This is a genomic window from Rikenella sp. (genome assembly GCF_056799795.1).
In genome coordinates, this window is sequence record NZ_JBQIQO010000001.1 from 1 (window position 1) to 19,368 (window position 19,368).

The window sequence follows — 19,368 nt, forward strand, 5'->3', positions numbered from 1 at the left end:
TATGCAACGAATCCTCGGATGCATATTGAATATCCGGATGGTACTGTCGTGAATGTGACGTTGATCAATCCGGTTTACATGTAAAAGATTTGGTAGACTTGAATATCAGTAAGATTCGGGTTGAGCAGAATGGCTGGAGTAAAAAAGCGATTCAGAAGTTTATAATGGAGAAGTAATCCCAGATGGAAAAAATCTTAGGTTTTTCGTTGTGGATATCATGCTGATCGGTCTTAAAAATAAAGTAGGAGTTTAACTCGTGGGGGGATTTTAAGTATGAGGCCTGAACTAAAATATTATTTACCTTTCGAGGCGTTTGTCTTCAGGACTCCCTGTTTTCCTTTCGTTAACATATTCACCGCAGCTTCCTTCGTGTCTATGAAAATAACATCTTTCCCTTTATTGCTCTCATAAATGAAATCTCTCAGCGGTTGGCTTGTATAGTGTGAATAATCACCATAGACTGCAATCCTTCCCCCGTAATTTATATATTTCTGCAAGATTTCTCCTGCAATGCCACTGCTGAGGACAAAGAAGTCTTCCGTAATCAACTTTTTATCTATCACGATGTTCTTTGTTCCTACTTCATATTGTGCGGTCATTAATAAGTCAAGTGCCGATTGGGCATCTGTGATGACTACGGAATCACTTTCTACTATTGCGCATGTAATGTGGTTTCTTGTTACCGAACGAAATGTCATATTATATGGCTTATTGGGGCGATAGAGAGACAACTTTCATATTTCTTTATGCCGTGAGAGCGACCACCATCCGGTAGAGGATGTAGAAGCAGAGCAACAGTTTCAGCCCTGTACCAAGCAAAAAACCGATGAAAGTGCCGACAGCAGCTTTCAAGGCTGCGCCGCCCGATTTTTTCGCGTACCACAGTTCACCCAGAAAAGCGCCCAGTATCATGCCGAACAGCATCCCGATGGGCAGAAAAAACAGGCCGAGAATCATCCCGATAATCGAACCCCAGGTCGCGGCACTGCTGCCTCCGGCGCGTTTCAGGATCAGCGGAGGTAAAAAGTAGTCCGCCAAGAAAACGACCAGACAGACGCCGGTCATAATGAGCATGAAGTTGTCGCTGAAAGGCGTATAGCCGCTCCACCGTCCGATCCAGAGGCTCAGATAGGCCAGCGGTACGCCGGGAAGAGCCGGCACGATCGATCCGATCAGACCAAGCAGCAGAATAATAAAGGCGAGAATAATCAAAAAGAGATCCATAGGGCTAATTCATTGAATGGTTTCGTTGGGCGACCTCATCGGGTGCCGACACGGAAGTATGCGTACGCCGATTCGCTTGTGCGGGTTGTGTCCGGGAATACGGGAATAAAGGTAGGGTATTTTTTGATTTTTGCGTGTATAACACTCCCGTTTATTCCGAGAGGCAACGCAACGGAAGACCGTAGGCGCGGCTGAACGTGAAGCTGGGATCAAGCAGTGTGGGACGAAATTCTAACCATACGCCGTTATGACCGTTCGTCCATGATGACTGACTGTACCCGTAGCTGCCGACGCCGCTCAGCTCGCCCGTCTCCCGCGGGCGGTAGCCCGGGGCGGGAAGATGCAATAATCCCTATTCCTCCGCGAACCAACTCGGTGGAATAGGGATTGGCAAACGAAAGCGAGAGGAGAGTACTTCTCCCTGCTAAAAAAGTGTCTACACCAGCCCCGAGAAGCCCATGAAAGCCATGGCCAAAATCCCGGCTACAATCAAAGCGATCGGCACCCCTTTGAATGCTTTCGGCACGTCGGTCAGTTCGAGCTTTTCGCGCAGTCCGGCGAACAGTACCAAAGCCAGTGTAAATCCCAAAGCGGTCGCCGCCGAGAAAACCACGCTCTGTGCCAGGTTGAACTCTTTTTGTACCAGCAAAATAGCCACCCCGAGCACGGCACAGTTCGTCGTAATCAAAGGCAGGAAAATCCCCAGCGCCTGATACAAGGCCGGACTCACCTTTTTGAGCACGATTTCCACCATCTGCACCAACGCGGCGATCACCAGAATGAAGACGATGGTCTGCATGTATTCGATCCCCAGCGGAACCAGCACGCCGTATTGCAGGACATAAGCCACCAACGATGCGATGGTCATGACGAAGGTCACGGCCATCCCCATCCCCATCGAGGTGGAGACTTTGTTCGAGACGCCCAGGAACGGGCAGATCCCCAAGAATTGCGCCAGCACGATGTTGTTGACGAAGATCGCGCTGATGATGATTACGAAATATTCCATAGTCGTTTTTCCGAATCAAAGAGAATAAGAGAGCCGCCGATTACCGCAGCCGGGCGGTGAATTTGTTGAAGAGTACGAGGAGGTATCCCAACGCGATAAACGCTCCCGGTGCGAGAACGAAGATCAGGATTCCGTCCGTCCCCGCCGGCAGGAATTTGGCTCCGAACACCGAGCCTGCGCCCAACACCTCGCGCACAATCCCCAGCAAGGTCAGCGAGCAGGTGAAGCCCAAACCGATCCCCAGCCCGTCGAGCATTGAGGCGAAAGGTCCGTGTTTCGAGGCGAAGGCTTCGGCCCGCCCCAGAATAATGCAGTTCACCACGATCAGCGGAATAAATACCCCCAAGGTGTTGTACAAATCGGGTACATAAGCCTGCATGACAAGCTGTACGACGGTCACGAACGAAGCGATGATGACGATGAAACTCGGTATCCGCACCTTCGCCGGAATTACGTTTTTCACCAGCGATACCACGATGTTCGACATAATGAGCACGAACATCGTCGCGAGTCCCATACTCATCCCGTTAATGGCCGAGGTGGTCGTTCCCAACGTGGGGCACATCCCCAACAGCAGGACGAATGTCGGATTCTCTTTAATTAACCCTTTGGTAATCAGTTGCAATTTGTTCATGGCTTTCTCTTACCTCCCCTCTTCCTGTTTGTGCTCGTCGTTCGTATAGTTGTGTGTTGCCGTCGCTCCCGAAACGGCTTCTACCGCCTCTTCTGCGGAATCGCCCTGCAAATATCCCTGCAAGACGAGATATGCCCGTTCCACCGCATCAGTAAAGGCTTTCGACGAAATGGTCGATGCCGTGATGGCGTCCACATCTCCCCCGTCCTTCCGCACGGCGAGCCGAAACGATTCCGGATTTTTTCCCTCAAACTGGACGGCGAAGTTCGATTTGGATTTCTGAATCTTATCTCCCAATCCAGGCGTCTCGGCGTGCGAGATGACCGAGATATCCTTAATCGTCCCGTCCGGAAGAAAGCCGACCATCAAGGTCATCAATCCGCCGAATCCCTTTTTCGAGAAGGTTTCGACGGCATACCCTACTGCATTCTCATCCTTGGATGCCGGATAGATTTTCACGATTTTTCCATCGACTTCCACTTCGACAACGTTGTCTGCCGGTCGGTTGTCGAACTCGGGCAGCACTTGTGCGATCGCGTCATTGACTTTCTTTTGCTGTGCCGCTTCGATCGGCTCTTTGGTCAGGAGGTAGATGCCTCCGACTGCGGCGCTGGCCACCAACGTAATGGTACCCAGCACGATCACCATATTCTTGAGTGAACTTTGCATGGCTCTACTTCTTTTTAGCGTTGCTGCCGCCGAAACGACTGGGTTTCGCGTACATATTGATGAGCGGAACGGTGGCGTTCATAATCAGGATGGCGAACGAAATCCCTTCTGGATAAGCCCCCCATACGCGGATCAGGATGGTAATCACGCCGATACCTATGGCAAAAATGGTCTGTCCGCCTTTCGTCATCGGCGAGGTGACGTAGTCGGTGGCCATAAAGATCGCCCCCAGCATCGCCCCGCCTGCAAAAACATGAAACAGCGGGTTGATATACTTGGTCGGGTCGACCAGCCACAGAATAGCTGCGAATACCAGCATACTGCCCAGTACGAACACCGGAATGCGCCAGGTAATCACCCGCCGGATCAGGAGATAAATCCCGCCCAGCAGCAATGCCACGGCTCCGATCTCCCCCATCGATCCGTCCTTAAACCCGAGGAGCATCCCTCCGAGGTCGATATTCGGCATGATTTCGGTCACCGCTGTCCCCGTCTTCAAAGCCTCCTTGACGAAGGCTAGCGGCGTAGCCCCTGTAATGGCATCGACTCCCGGCGTATCCGGAAACAGGGTCATCTGCACCGGAAACGAAATCAGGAGGAATACCCGTCCCACCAGCGCCGGATTGAACAGGTTCCGACCGAGGCCGCCGAACGACATCTTACCGATGCCGATCGCTACCAGCGCGCCGAGCATAATGAGCCACGGCGAGATCGTGGCCGGCAGGTTGAAAGCCAGCAAGGTACCGGTCACCACCGCAGACCAGTCGCCCAACGTGGACGAACGGCCCAGCATGAAGCGGTCGATCAGCCATTCGAACAGCATACAAGAACAGATGGCGATTCCGGTGACGAAAAGGGCCGACCCGCCGTAGACGAATACCGAAAATGCGAATGCCGGCACCAAAGCGATCACCACGTCCCGCATGATCCGCGGGGTGGAAAAGTCCCCGTGAAGATGGGGCGAAGGAGCTACGATTCTATTACTCATGAGGATGAAAATTCTTTATTTGGCCTGCGCCTGTCGGGCACGAATGAGTTTCATGGTTTCCGCTTTTCCCAGACGGATGTAGTCCAGAAGGGGCAAATTCGACGGACAGGTGAACGAACAACAGCCGCATTCGATGCAATCCGCCGTGCGTTCCCGTTCGAGCCGGTCATACCGTCCGAGTCGCGAGAGTTTCGAGATCAGGTACGGTTCCAGGCCCATCGGACAAACGTCTACGCACTTGGCGCAGCTGATGCACGGCATTTCGGTACCGCGCACCGAAGATTTTTCGTCCATCAGCAGCACACCCGAAGTCCCTTTGGTAACCGGCGCTTCGATATTGGCCATGGCGCGTCCCATCATCGGCCCCCCGTTGATCACCTTGCCCGTATCCTCAGGCATCCCGCCGCACGCTTCGATGAGCGAGGAGATCGGTGTCCCGATCCGCACCAGCAAGTTCGACGGACGAGCCAGCGATTTCCCCGTAACGGTAACCACCCGGTCGACAATCGGACGCCGTTTCTGTACCGCCTGATACACCGCATAAGTCGTCCCCACATTCTGTACCACCGCACCGACATCGATCGGCAGCGCCCCGCTCGGCACTTCCCGCTTCATGATAGCCGCGATCAACTGCTTCTCGCCCCCCTGCGGATAGCGCATCTTCAACGGAACCACGCGAATCCCCTTATGATACGATCCGCCGGCGAGAATATCGTTCAGGTGCTTGATCGCCTCCGGCTTATTGTTTTCGATCCCGATATAGCACTCCTCTACCCCCAACGCCCGCATCAGAATTTCGCACCCCACCAGAAGTTCTTCGCCCCGCTCCATCATCAGCCGGTAGTCCGCCGTCAGGTACGGTTCGCACTCTACCCCATTGATAATAAGCGCCTCAGCCACCTTCCCCGGCGGCACCGACAGTTTGACCTGGGTCGGAAACGTAGCGCCCCCCAGCCCTACGATCCCCGCCGCAGCAATCCGTGCGATAATCTCTTTCGGCTCCAGCGTACACTCCTTTATTAAAGTATCCGTCCGGTCGATCTCCGGATTCCATTCGTCTCCTTCCACCGCAATCGTAACGGAAAGCTTCCGCAAATTGGCTCCGTCCGGAACCGTATCCACACTCGTCACCGTTCCCGATACGGAAGAGTGGATATTGGCCGACACGAATCCTGTCGCCGTTCCGATCACATCTCCCACGCGTACTTTATCCCCCTTCTGCACCGTCGCCGTGGCCGGCGCGCCGATATGCTGCCCGAGCGGGATCGTCACCGACGCCGGCACGTCGAATACCCGAATCGCCGCGTCGCGGCTGATTTTATAGTCGTGCGGGTGAACGCCACCCAGTCTGAAAGTCTTAAGCATGTTGTTCGCCTCCTTCCGCAGCCGTTTTGGTTTCCTGAGTTGTCGCAGCCGCCGCTGTGTCCGTTTCCGGTTTGCGCGCCGGGAAGCCGACTTCCACAATCGCTCCCGTCGGACAAACGGCCACGCATTTCCGACACAGCCGACATTTGGCCGGATCGATATAAGCTAAATTGTTTTCCAAGGTAATCGCTTCGAACGGGCAGGTTTTCACGCACTTGCCGCAGCCGATACACCCCACGGCGCAAGCCTTCCGCGTAACCGCTCCTTTATCCTGATTGACGCAATTGACATAAACGCGTCTCCCCTTCAGCCCCTTCTTGCGCAGCTCGATGATGTGCTTCGGGCAAGCCTTTACGCATGCCCCGCACGCCGTACATTTCTCTTCGTCGACCTCCGGCAGCCCCGTCTCCGGATTCATGTGGATGGCGTCGAAGTTGCAAACGCGCGTACAGTCGCCGTTCCCGAGGCAGCCGAAGGTACAGCCCGTCTCTCCGCCATACAGCGAAGCCTCGACCGCACACGACCGCGCCCCGTCGAACGTATTGATCCGGGCCCGGTTGCAGAACGTCCCTCCGCACCGCACGACAGCCACCATCGGTTCCTTTTCCGCCACTGCTTTGCCGAGAAATTCCGCGATGGCCTGCATCGTACTCGCCCCGCCTACCGGACAGTAGAGCGACGCAATATCGTCGTTTTTGACCAGCGCTTCGGCCATCCCGCGGCAACCGGGAAATCCGCATCCGCCGCAATTGGCCCCCGGCAGCATCGCTTCGACCTGGTCGATCCGCGGGTCTTCGTACACTTTGAATTTCTGCGCCACGAAGTAGAGCACCACGGCCGCTACCAGACCCAGACCTACCAGAATAACGACGGTCCAGGTGTAAATCAACGTTCCATCCATGTCTAATTATCGTTCGATTTCTTTTTCGATTTCAATGGTCATCTCTCCTTTCAGTTTCGTTCGAAAGAGTCTGACAACCAGGTAATAAATTCCGACGATTCCGAGTGTGACCAATCCGGCGACCGTCTCCCGCACCTCGGTCTGCTGGAAGACCAGCAGGGCGGCCACGATCAGGCAGACCGGAATGAAATAGGCGATTATGACCGCCTTGAATCCCGCCGAACGCCGCATCACCAACGTCACCCGTTCTCCGACCGTATATCCCTGTCCGTCGTTCGCGAGGGTCATCCGTCGTCCGCCGCCTTCCGCCGATCCCCCCTCGCTGCACACGCTCCGGGCCTTGCACGCCGCACACGCCTCCGGTCGGCACACTTCGACCTCGACCTCCGTCTCGTCGACGCGGACAATGGTGGCGCTTTGGCGGATGGGTTCCGAGTTTCGATTCATGATTTCCGAATTGCAGTCACAAAATTAATAAGTTTTCGGGGAATCGGGAATTAAAATTCGTCGCAGCCGGTCAAACACGCTGCAAATATAGGCAGATATTTCCGCCGATAATGCGTAACTTTACCCGTTCCTAAACGAAAGATTTACCTTAGTTATATAATGAACAGAGAGTGCGATTTTTTGGTGATCGGTTCCGGCGTGGCCGGGCTGAGCTATGCCTTGAAGGTGGCCGACCGCGGGCGGGTGCTGCTCGTGACCAAAAGCCGGCTGGACGATACCAATACCTATCATGCGCAGGGGGGGATCGCCAGCGTGACCTATGCGCCGGACGATTTCGAACAGCATATCGAGGACACGATGGTCTGCGGTTCGCACAAGAATAACCGGGAGGTGGTGGAGCTGGTGGTGCGGAACGCGCCGCGGCAGATCGAACAGCTGATCGAATGGGGGGTGGATTTCGATCGTAGGGCGGACGATCCGGAACGGTACGAATTGGCGCGCGAAGGGGGTCATCGGCAGCATCGGATTTTGCACCACAAGGACTATACGGGGGCCGAGATCGAAAACCGGCTGGTGGATCGGGTGCGCGAACATCCCAACATCGAGATTCTGGAGCGGCATTTCGCCGTCGATTTGCTGACCCAGCACCATTTGGGCAAGTTGGTGAAGCGGTCGATTCCCGGGACGGAGTGTTACGGGGCGTATGTGCTGGAGTTGGATACGAAGGAGGTTTTTACGGTGCGTGCGCGAGTGACGGTGCTGGCGACGGGCGGGACGGGCAACGTCTACCACACGACCACCAATCCGGCGGGGGCGACGGGGGACGGCATCGCGCTGGTGCACCGGGCCAAGGGGATTATCGAGAACATGGAGTTCATCCAGTTCCACCCGACGTCGCTGTATAATCCGGGCGAGCGGCCGTCGTTTCTGATTTCGGAGGCGATTCGCGGCTTCGGGGCGATTCTGCGGACGCAGGACGGCGAGGAGTTCATGCAGAAATACCATCCGATGGGGTCGCTGGCGCCGCGGGATGTGGTGGCGCGGAGCATCGACCATGAGCTCAAGACCAGGGGGGATGAGTTCGTCTACCTGGATGTGACGCACAAGGATCCGGAACTGACGCGGGATCACTTTCCGAATATCAACAAGAAGTGTCTGTCGATCGGGATCGACATCACGCGGGATTTCATTCCGGTGGTGCCGGCGGCGCACTACTGTTGCGGAGGGGTGAAGGTGGATATGAATGGCGAGACTTCCATTAAGCGGCTCTATGCGATCGGGGAAACGGCTTCGACGGGGCTGCACGGAGCGAATCGGCTGGCCTCCAACTCGCTGATCGAGGCGGTGGTCTATGCCGAACAGGCGGCGCGCCATTCGCTGGCGGTACTCGACGGCTTGACGTTGCAGGAGGGGCTGCCGGACTGGGACTACAAAGGGACGTCGCATCCGGAGGAGATGGTGCTCATCACGCAGAGTCTCAAGGAGGTGCAGCAGATCATGTCGAACTATGTGGGGATCGTGCGGTCGAACATCCGGTTGGAGCGGGCGATGCACCGCTTGCAGATCATTTACGAGGAGACGGAGCACCTCTACCGGCGTTCGACGTTGTCGAAGACGTTGTGCGAGTTGCGGAACATGATTGCGGTGGCTTATCTGATCATCAAGCAGGCGCAGCAGCTCAAGGAGAGTGTGGGGCTGCACTTTTCGCTGGACTATCCGATGCTGTCGCGGTTCTGAGGCGCTAAGGTGGTTATAAAGAGCAGCGGCTCGTCTTTTCTACGTGTAAGAGAAAAGGCGAGCCGCTTGTTTTTCTGGCAGTCAGGTCGTCGGACTCGTTATAAAGCCATGATTCGATCAATTACACAACCACCACAACTCTATCTCCTCTGAATATTCTGCTGCTTCCTTGAACTCTTTGGAATTGAAGTGATAAGTGCCGAGTGCGCTGTGTTCGTTCGTGGTGAACGCTTTCCAAACGATACAATACCCTGTTCCCGTTGCTGCGTCGTAATGCCAGGCGTCTTCATCACCGAATTGATCGTTGCCGGAGAGTGTTGCTTGTCCGATTGAACTCCCTATGGTTAATGATTCGGTGTTGATCGCACGAAAATCGATGCTTTGACGGTTCTCCGTATAGAATGCTCCATAAACTTCATTGTCCATCAGGAACGGAATGAAGTATTCGAGGCTTTTTTCACCGGGGATAATTTTTTTATCTGCGATGTTCAGTTGGGTCAATTGAACGACGTCAGCGTCTTCTTCTTCGATCCAGATCGGAACGATCAGGCTTTTCGAAATCGGATCGTATACTAAGGGATGAAGGTCTCTTTCCGTGTCGATGTTGATCAAGTTCGATAATCCCAAGGCTTCCTGCAACGAACCGAAGTCGGCTACACTGGTCTGTGCCGCTGTATTCGGATCGATGGAAACCAATGAAAACAAGATTTCGTGATGTTCTTCCTCATTGGTTTTTTGATCGATCAGTGCGTGCAATCGATCGTCGATCAGGCACAGCGAGTAATGGGTGTCTTCCTGGTCGGTCAGTAATCCGACTTTTTCTATGGTTTTCTTGTCGGGGTCTATTCGGTACAGTTCCGATTGTTCTGCAAAGTCGTTCTCTGGATCTTCGAAGCTCTTATTGCAATATATCAGATCACTGGTTGGATCTGTGACCAAAGACTCCCACTGTGTATATTGATTGCCGGGGATGGATATGATTTCGGTCAGTTTTCCCGTTGTTTTGTCGATTTCCCAAAACACAGTGGTGTTACCGTCATCGGACGAGCCGATACCGTAGAGTTTGGCGGCGGAGGAGGGTTCGGCTACGGTAATTTTGCCGAGGGGCATCTCCCGGTCGTCGCGTTTGAGCAGAACGGTCTGTTCGCCCGCCGGAAGTCTCTGTGGGATGATAAAGGTAATTTCGGTGGCAGTCTGTTTGGTGACCGTAGCCTGAATGTCGTCCGTGGCTTTGGTCTGAGCGCGGAACCAAATTTCGTCCGCAGCGGTGAAGCCCGATCCTTTGATAGTTACCGCTGCTCCCGGCGCGAATGTTTCGGTGGCAGGCGGCAAAACGGTGTTTTCGACCAACGACGGAGTCGAGTCTTTTTTACAGCCGTTCAGGGCGATGAGGCCCAAACTCAACAGTACCAGAATTTTTCTCATGGCTTTTTTGTTTGTTTTGGTGAGTAAAAAGGAACGTATACAAACAAAAAGCGTGGGCCTTGAATCTTATTTGCTATCCAGGTATCGCCAAACACCGTGCAACCAAATAAGTAAAGCCCACGTGTCGCCACGTGAGCGTTACCGCTTTACTTTTGGTTGCTTCTAAAATTGGCGATTTTGGATAGCAAAAAGTAAGCTAAACGCTTTTATGTATGTCTTACAAAAGAGAGGTTTATCTCATCGGCAAGTGGTGTTGTTATGCCATAAAGATAGTAAAAAATAAAAAAGCAAGGGGTATAAGCCGGGTTCTGTACTTTTCGCGGCGGCACTGCGCGAGTGCGCTTACCCGCTCTGAAAAGCCTCTGCCATTTATCCAGCCCGGCGGTCTCCCGCCGGATCGTCAGCAACCTACCCCCCGACTCGGACGGGCAGCCCTTCGGAAACGCGCGATGCGTCTCGGCGTCGGTGTACATGGTCTTGCAACCCGCAGTTCGTACGGCTGCCGGCGTCGCCGTCGGCACCGGTGGGCTCTTACCCCGCCTTTTCACCCTTACCGCTGTCCTTTACGGATAGCGGCGGTCGTTTTCTGTTACGATCTGCACGAGCTCGCGCCCGTCTGGCAGTTTCACCAGTGCGGTGCCCTGTGTTGCCCGGACTTTCCTCCCCTCCCGATTCACCCGAAAGCGTCGGAAGCAGCGGCAGAGCCCCCTTGCTTCTATTTAATTGAATTGTACTATCTTGTTCGTTTATTGCCCTAGAGGGTACTGTTCTTTTTCTGAAGAAAAAGAACCAAAAAGACTTTCGACGGATGCTAACGCATCCTAAAACTGCCGGCGGCCCAACTCTCGGACTCTTCTTTGGGCCGGGGATTCTTTCCGGGCGCGTATAATGCGAGTATTACCCCACGCGCCCCGGAGAACCCCGACCCAAAAGGAATCACGAAGACTGAGGACTGCGGAGCCTGAGGAGTAGCGTAGCTATCACGAAAGTTCTTTGCGCCGCTTTCTTACAAGAAAGCGGCAGTTCCGGCCTGTACAATAACAGGAACGTAGACAGGACAAATTATTTCAAGAAAACCATAATCGCTCCGTATCCGTACTCCGCAAACGAAGCATCCTGATACCGCAACTTCGGATAGTTGCGTTTGAGCTCTTTTTCGATCTCATACCGCAATTTTCCCTTTCCTACCCCATGGATAAAGACGATCCTTTTTTGTCGGCCTGCTTTGACAGCGCCGTCGAGAGCCACCGTAAAACGCGCCAACTGAGCCTTCAGTATCTCGCCTGGAGCCATTCCGTCCGTCGAGTCGAGAATCGCTTCGGCGTGCAAGTCCACCACCTCCTCGTCTTTCGTCGAAGGCTTGTGCGGAACGGTATTCTCCTTCGGCTTCGGCACCCGCGCCGGAATAACCGGAGCCGCCGTATCGGTCGCCTCATTGGACGACGCCAGCACGAACTCCAAGGCCGCCGCCTCGAAGTAATCGTTTTCGACGAACGAAGCCGCCCGCACGAATTTCAGCGGGTGTAGCTCCAGGTCGAACGCCTCCACAGCCTGCGGCACGAATGCCGTCGGTTTGTACGGCAACAGACTGATGTGCAAGGTCGAAATCTCGGCCAGCTCCGCCCGCCGGTAGAGCTTGATTTGCTGTTTCGAATCTGCCGCCAACGTCCCGCTGGCGATCGTCCGCACGAAAACCCCTCCGCCCCGTTGTTCCCGCCTTGCGATGTTGTAGAAGAGCGTGTAGCTGCTGTCGTTCACCAACCACGCCTCCAAGTCCGCATTTTCGGCCGGTTTATCCGTGTCCGCCACCGGAACGAAGAGCAGTTTCACGAGATAATCCGTCACCTCCCACGGTGCCTTTTCCGGCGCTGCCGGCGTGGCATCGACCTCGGTTTCCGCTACGGACGCGGTGAACGACTTCCGGAATTTCAACAGGTCGATCGGCTCGTCGTCTTCGTAATCGTCCGCCAGCGAAACCCGACCGTAATTATTCAACCCCCGCACCGTCGCCCGTTGTTTGCGGTTCGGCGTTTCGCCCGTATGCGCGGCATGGACCGAGGAGGATGACGGTTTGGGGTCGGACGGGCCGATTTTGACAATCGCCGCATTCTCGGCTTCGATCTCCACCTCCACGATATCGCTGATCAAGGCCGGAATCTCGAATCCGTCTTCCACTTCGACGTAGGCCATGTTTCCCTGTATGGAACGCACGATGCCCACGCCCGTGTCCGATACGAATTTTACCCGGCTGCCTGCTTTAATCATAGTTTATCGCTAAATTTGTGCAAAATTAACGGTTTTGATGGAGAAGGCAATAGCCATTTCGGAATTCGATTATCCGCTGCCGGACGAACGGATCGCCCGTTTTCCGCTGGCGGAGCGGGCGGATTCCAAACTTTTGCTCTACCGCGGGGGGGCGGTCGGCGAAAGCGTTTTTCGGCAGGTCGCCGATTTTCTGCCGGCCGGGGCGACGGTCGTGTTCAACGATACCCGGGTGATTCGGGCGCGACTTCTGTTCCATAAAGCGACGGGGGCGCGGATCGAAATTTTCTGTCTGGAACCGGCCGAACCGGCGGATTACGAACGGGCGTTTGCGGTGAGGGGCTCTTGTGCGTGGCACTGTATCGTGGGCAACTCCAAAAAGTGGAAAGAGGGGCCTTTGGCGATCGAATACGACGGGGGGATTTTGTCGGCGGAACGTATGCCCGACTTGTCGGGAGGGGATATTATTCGCTTTAGTTGGAGTTCGGAACATACGTTCGGCCAGCTGTTGGAGTTGCTGGGACGGACGCCGATACCGCCCTACTTGTGTCGCGAGAGCGAGGAGATCGACACGGTGCGTTATCAGACAGTCTATTCGCGGTGGGAAGGATCGGTGGCGGCGCCGACGGCAGGGCTGCATTTCACGCCGGAGATCATCGAGTCGTTGCCGGAGCGGGGATTTCGGACGGAGCGGGTGACGTTGCATGTCGGGGCGGGGACGTTTCTGCCGGTCAAGGCGGCGGATGCGCGGGAGCATCACATGCACACGGAGGTGTTTCATGTCGATTTGGCGACGCTCGAACGACTGGCGGCTGCGGTTGGCGGAGCGGGGATCGTAGCGGTGGGGACGACGTCGGTGCGGACGCTGGAGTCGCTGGCGGTGTTGGGCGAGCGGGTTTTGCTCCGGGGAGATGCGGAGCCGGAGCGGGTGGTCGGCCAGTGGGAGGCTTACGAGAATGGGGCTACTGCGGCGAATGCTTCTGCACCTTTGGCGGCATTGGCCGGGTGGATGCGGGAACGGGGTTTGACGCATTTGCAGGGGGCGACGGAGATTATGATCGTGCCGGGCTACCGGTGGCGGACGGTGCGGGGCCTGATCACCAACTTCCACCAGCCGCAGAGTACGCTATTGCTCCTGATTTCGGCTTTGGTCGGAGAGCGTTGGCGCGAGATTTACGCATACGCTTTGGATCACGGATTCCGTTTCCTGAGTTACGGGGATTCGTCGTTGTTGTTACCGAACGAAAAGTAAAAATGGAAATAGCATGAAAGAGGTTTTGCTGGTCTTATTGAATGAATATGCCGATTGGGAGAGCGCTTTTTTGGCTGCCGGATTGCGGAGCGGCGGGCGGTATGTGCCGCGTGTGGTGGGGCCGACGCGGGAGGTGGTGGTCTCGATCGGCGGTTTCCGGACGTTGCCGGATTACGATTTCGCAACGCTGCCGGAGGAGTACGCTGCGCTGGTGTTGATCGGCGGCACCGGCTGGCAGTCGGCCGAGGCGGAACGGGTGGCGGAGTTGGCGCAGCGTGCGCGGGAGCGAGGGAAGATTGTAGGGGGGATCTGCAACGGGGCTTCGTTTTTGGCGGCTCATGGATTTCTGAACGGAGTGCGGCATACGGGGAATACGGTGGAACAGTTGAAGTTGTGGGGCGGAGAGCGGTATACCAACGAGGCGGGGTTTGTGGAGCGGCAGGCGGTGGCCGACAGAGGGATCGTGACGGCGAACGGGACGGGATATTTGGAGTTTTCTCGTGAGCTGTTGCTATTGCTGGAGGCCGATGCGCCGGAACGGATCGAGGCTGATTACGCTTTCCAAAAAAACGGGCTCTATACCGTCTAATTTGTTATGATGGTTTCACCGAACGCATTTTTGCCCACTTCGGCTAAGGAGATGGCTGCGCGCGGGTGGGAAGAATTGGATGTCATTCTTTTCACCGGGGATGCGTATGTCGACCATCCGGCATTCGGTGCGGCGGTGATCGGACGGCTGCTGGAGGCCGAAGGGTATCGGGTGGCGATCGTGCCGCAGCCGAACTGGCGGGACGATTTGCGGGATTTCCGGAAGTTAGGCAAGCCGCGTCTGTTTTTCGGCGTGACGGCCGGAGCGATGGACTCGATGGTGAACCACTACACGGCTACGCGGCGCAGGCGGTCGGATGATGCTTACACGCCGGGCGGTCGGGCGGGGCAAAGGCCGGACTACCCGACTTTGGTCTACACGCGGATATTGAAGGAGCTCTATCCGGGGGTGCCGGTCGTTATCGGAGGGATCGAGGCCTCGCTCAGGCGGTTGACCCATTACGATTATTGGGAAGATCGGCTCCGACCGTCGTTTCTGGCGGAGAGCGGGGCGGATCTGTTGACCTACGGGATGGGCGACCGGGTGATGGTCGAACTGGCACGGCGGATGCACAACGGATTTAACCTCAAACGATTGGCACGCTTGCCGCAGGTGGCCTATTTGTCGGATTCGGTGCCGGAGGGGGCTTTGCAACTACATTCGTATGAGGATTGCGTGAAAAGCCCGGAGAAATTCGGCGAGAACTTTACGAAGATCGAAACCGAATCGAACCGTGTGGAGGCTTCGGTATTGGCCGAAAAGACAGGGGATAAGTATGTGGTGGTCAATCCGCCCTACCCTTACCTGACGGAGGCCGAGATGGATCACAGTTTCGACCTGCCTTACACGCGGCTGCCCCATCCGCGATATCAGGGGAAGGGGGCGATTGCGGCGTATGAGATGATCAAACACTCGGTCAATCTGCACCGGGGATGTTTCGGGGGGTGCAGCTTTTGTACCATATCGGCGCACCAGGGAAAATTCGTCTCTTCGCGGAGCGAGAGGTCGATTCTGCGGGAGGTGGAACGCATTACGCAGATGGCCGATTTCCGGGGCAACCTGTCGGATATCGGCGGGCCGTCGGCCAATATGTATCGGATGGGGGGACGGAACCGGGAGTTGTGCGGGCGGTGTACGAGGCCTTCGTGTATCTTTCCGAAAGTCTGTCTGAACCTGGATAACGACCACCGGCCGTTGTTGGAGCTCTACCGGAAGATTCGCAACATAAAGGGGGTGAAGCACGCCTATATCGGGAGCGGGATTCGGTACGACCTGTTCGACGGGTCGCCGTACCTGGACGAGGTGGTGAAATACCACACGAGCGGGCGGTTGAAGGTGGCGCCGGAACATACCTCGGACAAAGTGTTGGGGCTGATGCGGAAGCCGTCGTTCTCGCTTTTCGAGCAGTTGAACGAGCGGTTCCGCGGGATTTGCGAGCGCGAGGGGCTGCCGTACCAGTTGATACCTTACTTTATTTCGAGCCATCCGGGGTGTACGGAGGGCGATATGCGGGAGCTGGCGGAGATCACCAAACGACTGAATTTCCGCTTGGAACAGGTGCAGGATTTGACGCCGACGCCGATGACGCTGAGTTCGGTGATGTTCTACACGGGGCTGAATCCTTACACGGGAGAGAAGTTGTATGTGGCGCGCACGCGGGAGGAAAAGGAGCGGCAAAAGGCCCATTTTTTCTGGTATAAACGGCCGACCGCGGCCCGGCAGGGGGGCATTGGAAAACGAAACGAAAGACCATGGCAGAATACAAACAAGATCCGGAAGCCAAAAAGATAGCGACCCGGCGCAAGACGACCGAATCGATCACGGCGGTGAGCCAGCAGATGGGTGTGACGCCTCCGCAGGCGGTGGAGCTGGAAGAAGCTGTATTGGGGGCGTTGATGCTCGAAAAACATGCAATTCTCGGGATTCAGGAAATTCTGGTGCCCGAGTCGTTTTACCGCGAGGCGCACCAGATTATCTATCAGGCGATTCTCGACCTCTCGGCGCGGATCGAACCGATCGACCTCTACACCGTCGGCCAGCAACTCCAGAAGAAAGGACAGTTGGCCATGGTGGGCGGGCCGGTCTATCTGGCGGAGCTGACCCAGAAGGTGGGGTCGGCGGCGCATTTGGAGTTTCACGCCAAAATTGTGGCGCAGAAATATGTGCAACGGCAGCTGATTTCGGCTTCGACCGAAATTCAGAAACAGTCGTTCGACGACTCGATCGACGTCGAAGAGTTGATCAATCAGGCGGAGCAGGCCATTTTTGTGATTGCGGAGGGCAATATCCGGCGCGATGTGCAGAGTGCGCGCGATATCGTGAGCAAGGCGATCCAGAAAATCGAGGAGGCGGCTCAGAAACCGGACGGCCTGAGCGGGATTCCGAGCGGATTCACCGATCTCGACCGACTGACGCTGGGGTGGCAGCCGTCGGACTTGGTGATTATCGCGGCGCGGCCGGCGATGGGGAAGACGGCTTTCGTGCTGACGATGGCGCGCAACATTTCGGTGGATTATCAGAAGGCGGTGGCGGTCTTTTCGTTGGAAATGAGTTCGGTACAGTTGATGACGCGTCTGATTATCGGCGAGTCGGGACTCACGTCGGAGAATATCAAGAATGGTCGCCTTTCGCCGGACGAGTGGAAACATCTCGAAACGTCGATCAAACCGCTGGCGGCGGCGCAGATGTTTATCGACGACACCCCTGCTCTTTCGATTTACGAGTTCCGTTCGAAGGTGCGGCGGCTCAAGGCGCAGCATAATATCGAGCTGGTGATTATCGACTACTTGCAGCTGATGACGGTGGGGACGACGGATAACCGGGGGAACCGGGAGCAGGAGGTGGCGACGATTTCGCGGACGCTCAAGGCGATTGCCAAGGAGTTGGATGTGCCGATCCTGGCGTTGTCGCAGCTGAGCCGGAATGTCGAAGCACGGGGCGGGACGAAGCGTCCTCAGCTTTCGGACTTGCGCGAGTCGGGAGCGATCGAGCAGGATGCGGATATCGTGGCGTTTATCCACCGGCCGGAGTATTATGGGATGACGATGGACGAGGACGGGCAGCCGACGCAGGGGTTGGCGGAGATTATCGTGGCCAAGCACCGGAACGGGGCGGTGGATACGATTAAACTGCGTTTCCGGAAGGAGCAGGCGAAGTTCGTGGACTGGGACGATACGGGTTTCGGCGGTATCGTGGGCGGCGGAATGGATGGTTACAGTACGATTGCATCGAGCGGTTTCGACTCGGATTTCGATGCGGGGGGACGTGTGGCGACTTTGGAAGGAGCTGCGGGAGGTGCGGGGCCGATCGATCCGTTTGCCTCGGCGGGCGGCGGGTTCGACAGCGAACCGCCGTTTTAGTGCCCAAAAGGCTTGACAAATGGAATGATTCTATGAGTCCATCCTCTACGGAGAGTTGGAACAATAACGATGTAGAATTAGACAGGGGCAAGAATTCCCCCCTTGTTTTGCAGATATAACTTATTTTTTAAAGCGATTCTTCTGTATGTTTTCTCGGTATGGGAACGAGAGGTAAACAATACTCTTTATTGACGACTTTGTCTCGCATGGCAGGTTTATCGTTGAAATTGCGCGAAAGATTTCGAATCAACTGGCTGTAATCATCTGTGCCATCCTCTCGCTGATGATAATAGACTTTTACGGAGATGCAGTTGCGATGCTCGAATAAGGTATTGAGCAGCGTGCGATCGGAGTTGCCGCACGAATGTCCCATAGTAATTACTTGATACGTCTCGGATTCAATAAAACCCAACAACTGACGGTAATTGCCTGTTTCATGGTAGCGTACAGACTTGATATTTTCGAGAAAGTCATTGTCTTGTAACTTCTCGATTCGTTTGTAATCATCGTCCAACTCGTCGCCATAGCCGAAAATGATCGGGGTACGTTCATTGTTAAGTGCTCCATGAATATCAATTATCTCATCGGCATCTCTTGCATATAATTGTTTTGCAGTTTGGGTGTAATTGAAATTTAAGATTAAGGTATTGGAAGGTGTGCAATGAATTTCTTGAAAATGCTTGTCGGATAAATGTTTCAAGACATAGTATTTACGTTTTTCGTCCTTTGAATGGTAAAAAAGATAATTAGGGTCTTCTTTTTTGTCTAATTGAACTGCATCGTCTTCCCCAAAAGTGATAATATTATTAAAGATGGAATCAACAAACATTGTCTGCTTTCCGAAAGCAACTTCTCTTGAATCAATTATACTGTTGAATGCCTCTTGAATAGACGGAAATAGTTTGGTTTGCATTTTTTGGACTACCTCTGTCAAATAGATTTCAAGTCGCTTTTTTACGGCATCGAACTCTCGGTTCAATGCCCGAACCTTTTCACTCCGAATAACTGTGTTGTCTTCCGCAAGCAGCTCTTTCAATTTTCCATAATATTCGTTCTCGATGTCCATCCAGGTATCGAGAGAACAACGACCGGAAATATGCTCGAAGAATTTATTTTTGAAAGTGAGGCGAACCGAACCGTCATACCTCATATTAGTACTATCATTGAATATGGCAACCAGCTCTCGAACCTCATCGTATGGGGTTGAATTCAAGTGAGAGTATAATGGCTCTGGCGTTTTATGTCGTTTGTCTCGGAACACCTCGAATAATACAAATTCGTCTTCGTAAGATGATGGATCATTGATTACTCTCCATTGTGTTGCAATCTCACGTTTGTAACCGTTGAATATATGACCGGAAACGTTGATCCAATAGTTGTCTATAAAATCTCTATATCCGGTAGCAAGACCATGTGCCTTGTCAAATCCGTTGCCTATGATGATAATTCTATTCATATCGTAAAAGAAAAATCCTGTAAGATCAAGGTCTTACAGGATTTTTTACCC

At 54.6% G+C, this 19,368-nt stretch carries 18 protein-coding genes and 1 other RNA gene; 5 read left to right on the top strand and 14 right to left on the bottom strand.

Going from position 1 to position 19,368, the window contains the following annotated elements; genetic code table 11:
• Positions 1-293: 293 nt before the first annotated feature.
• The 10 genes from ACTO3O_RS00005 to ACTO3O_RS00050 all read right to left on the bottom strand — a co-directional run bounded on the left by ACTO3O_RS00005 (position 294) and on the right by ACTO3O_RS00050 (position 7,237).
• Positions 294-698: a DUF4180 domain-containing protein gene (locus tag ACTO3O_RS00005; protein WP_298080583.1), complete on the bottom strand. Its 405-nt coding sequence runs from the start codon at positions 696-698 to the stop codon at positions 294-296.
• A 46-nt stretch (positions 699-744) separates the two neighbouring features.
• The gene (locus ACTO3O_RS00010) at positions 745-1,224 is read right to left on the bottom strand and encodes a DUF456 domain-containing protein (RefSeq protein WP_294591359.1); all 480 of its coding nucleotides are present in this window, start codon (positions 1,222-1,224) and stop codon (positions 745-747) included.
• A 151-nt stretch (positions 1,225-1,375) separates the two neighbouring features.
• Positions 1,376-1,570 (bottom strand): hypothetical protein, encoded by a 195-nt coding sequence (locus tag ACTO3O_RS00015; RefSeq protein ID WP_297625011.1) that lies wholly within the window; start codon positions 1,568-1,570, stop codon positions 1,376-1,378.
• 90 nt (positions 1,571-1,660) lie between these two features.
• Positions 1,661-2,233, bottom strand: coding sequence for an electron transport complex subunit RsxA (gene rsxA, locus ACTO3O_RS00020; protein WP_294591363.1), 573 nt, complete (start codon positions 2,231-2,233; stop codon positions 1,661-1,663).
• A 40-nt stretch (positions 2,234-2,273) separates the two neighbouring features.
• Positions 2,274-2,867 (bottom strand): RnfABCDGE type electron transport complex subunit E, encoded by a 594-nt coding sequence (locus ACTO3O_RS00025; protein WP_297829135.1) that lies wholly within the window; start codon positions 2,865-2,867, stop codon positions 2,274-2,276.
• Between the two features lie 9 nt (positions 2,868-2,876).
• On the bottom strand, positions 2,877-3,536 hold the full coding sequence (locus ACTO3O_RS00030; RefSeq protein ID WP_294591366.1) for an RnfABCDGE type electron transport complex subunit G: 660 nt from the start codon (positions 3,534-3,536) through the stop codon (positions 2,877-2,879).
• Positions 3,537-3,540: 4 nt separating this feature from the next.
• Positions 3,541-4,524, bottom strand: a complete 984-nt coding sequence (locus tag ACTO3O_RS00035; protein WP_297829137.1) for an RnfABCDGE type electron transport complex subunit D — start codon at positions 4,522-4,524, stop codon at positions 3,541-3,543.
• 15 nt (positions 4,525-4,539) lie between these two features.
• The gene (gene rsxC / locus ACTO3O_RS00040; protein ID WP_297829139.1) at positions 4,540-5,889 is read right to left on the bottom strand and encodes an electron transport complex subunit RsxC; all 1,350 of its coding nucleotides are present in this window, start codon (positions 5,887-5,889) and stop codon (positions 4,540-4,542) included.
• Entirely contained in the window at positions 5,882-6,790 is a 909-nt protein-coding gene (locus tag ACTO3O_RS00045) for a Fe-S cluster domain-containing protein (protein WP_297829141.1), read from the bottom strand. Before ACTO3O_RS00045 ends, rsxC begins: the two co-directional genes overlap by 8 nt.
• Positions 6,791-6,796: 6 nt before the next feature.
• A complete protein-coding gene (locus ACTO3O_RS00050) occupies positions 6,797-7,237 on the bottom strand; it encodes a SoxR reducing system RseC family protein (protein WP_294591374.1) in 441 nt (146 codons plus the stop codon).
• Between the two features lie 159 nt (positions 7,238-7,396).
• Here ACTO3O_RS00050 and nadB point away from each other — a divergent pair, with 159 nt between their 5' ends.
• The gene (gene nadB / locus ACTO3O_RS00055) at positions 7,397-8,974 is read left to right on the top strand and encodes an L-aspartate oxidase (RefSeq protein WP_297829144.1); all 1,578 of its coding nucleotides are present in this window, start codon (positions 7,397-7,399) and stop codon (positions 8,972-8,974) included.
• 117 nt (positions 8,975-9,091) lie between these two features.
• Here nadB and ACTO3O_RS00060 read toward each other — a convergent pair whose 3' ends face one another.
• From ACTO3O_RS00060 to ACTO3O_RS00070, 3 genes are all read right to left on the bottom strand, one after another.
• Entirely contained in the window at positions 9,092-10,399 is a 1,308-nt protein-coding gene (locus tag ACTO3O_RS00060) for a DUF4784 family protein (RefSeq protein ID WP_297829146.1), read from the bottom strand.
• A gap of 281 nt (positions 10,400-10,680) precedes the next feature.
• An RNA gene (gene rnpB / locus ACTO3O_RS00065) (RNase P RNA component class A) lies at positions 10,681-11,114 on the bottom strand.
• Between the two features lie 347 nt (positions 11,115-11,461).
• Entirely contained in the window at positions 11,462-12,664 is a 1,203-nt protein-coding gene (locus ACTO3O_RS00070; RefSeq protein WP_297829148.1) for a Smr/MutS family protein, read from the bottom strand.
• Between the two features lie 37 nt (positions 12,665-12,701).
• Here ACTO3O_RS00070 and ACTO3O_RS00075 point away from each other — a divergent pair, with 37 nt between their 5' ends.
• From ACTO3O_RS00075 to dnaB, 4 genes are read left to right on the top strand one after another with little or no spacing between them, the layout of a single operon-like run.
• The gene (locus tag ACTO3O_RS00075; protein ID WP_297829150.1) at positions 12,702-13,913 is read left to right on the top strand and encodes an S-adenosylmethionine:tRNA ribosyltransferase-isomerase; all 1,212 of its coding nucleotides are present in this window, start codon (positions 12,702-12,704) and stop codon (positions 13,911-13,913) included.
• Positions 13,914-13,926: 13 nt separating this feature from the next.
• A complete protein-coding gene (locus ACTO3O_RS00080; protein WP_297829152.1) occupies positions 13,927-14,502 on the top strand; it encodes a DJ-1/PfpI family protein in 576 nt (191 codons plus the stop codon).
• 6 nt (positions 14,503-14,508) lie between these two features.
• The gene (locus tag ACTO3O_RS00085) at positions 14,509-16,293 is read left to right on the top strand and encodes a YgiQ family radical SAM protein (protein WP_297829154.1); all 1,785 of its coding nucleotides are present in this window, start codon (positions 14,509-14,511) and stop codon (positions 16,291-16,293) included.
• A complete protein-coding gene (gene dnaB, locus ACTO3O_RS00090) occupies positions 16,254-17,861 on the top strand; it encodes a replicative DNA helicase (protein WP_370648980.1) in 1,608 nt (535 codons plus the stop codon). The genes ACTO3O_RS00085 and dnaB overlap by 40 nt, the downstream gene beginning before the upstream one ends.
• 127 nt (positions 17,862-17,988) lie before the next feature.
• Here dnaB and ACTO3O_RS00095 read toward each other — a convergent pair whose 3' ends face one another.
• Positions 17,989-19,317: an AbiH family protein gene (locus ACTO3O_RS00095; protein WP_297829156.1), complete on the bottom strand. Its 1,329-nt coding sequence runs from the start codon at positions 19,315-19,317 to the stop codon at positions 17,989-17,991.
• Positions 19,318-19,368 lie beyond the last annotated feature (51 nt).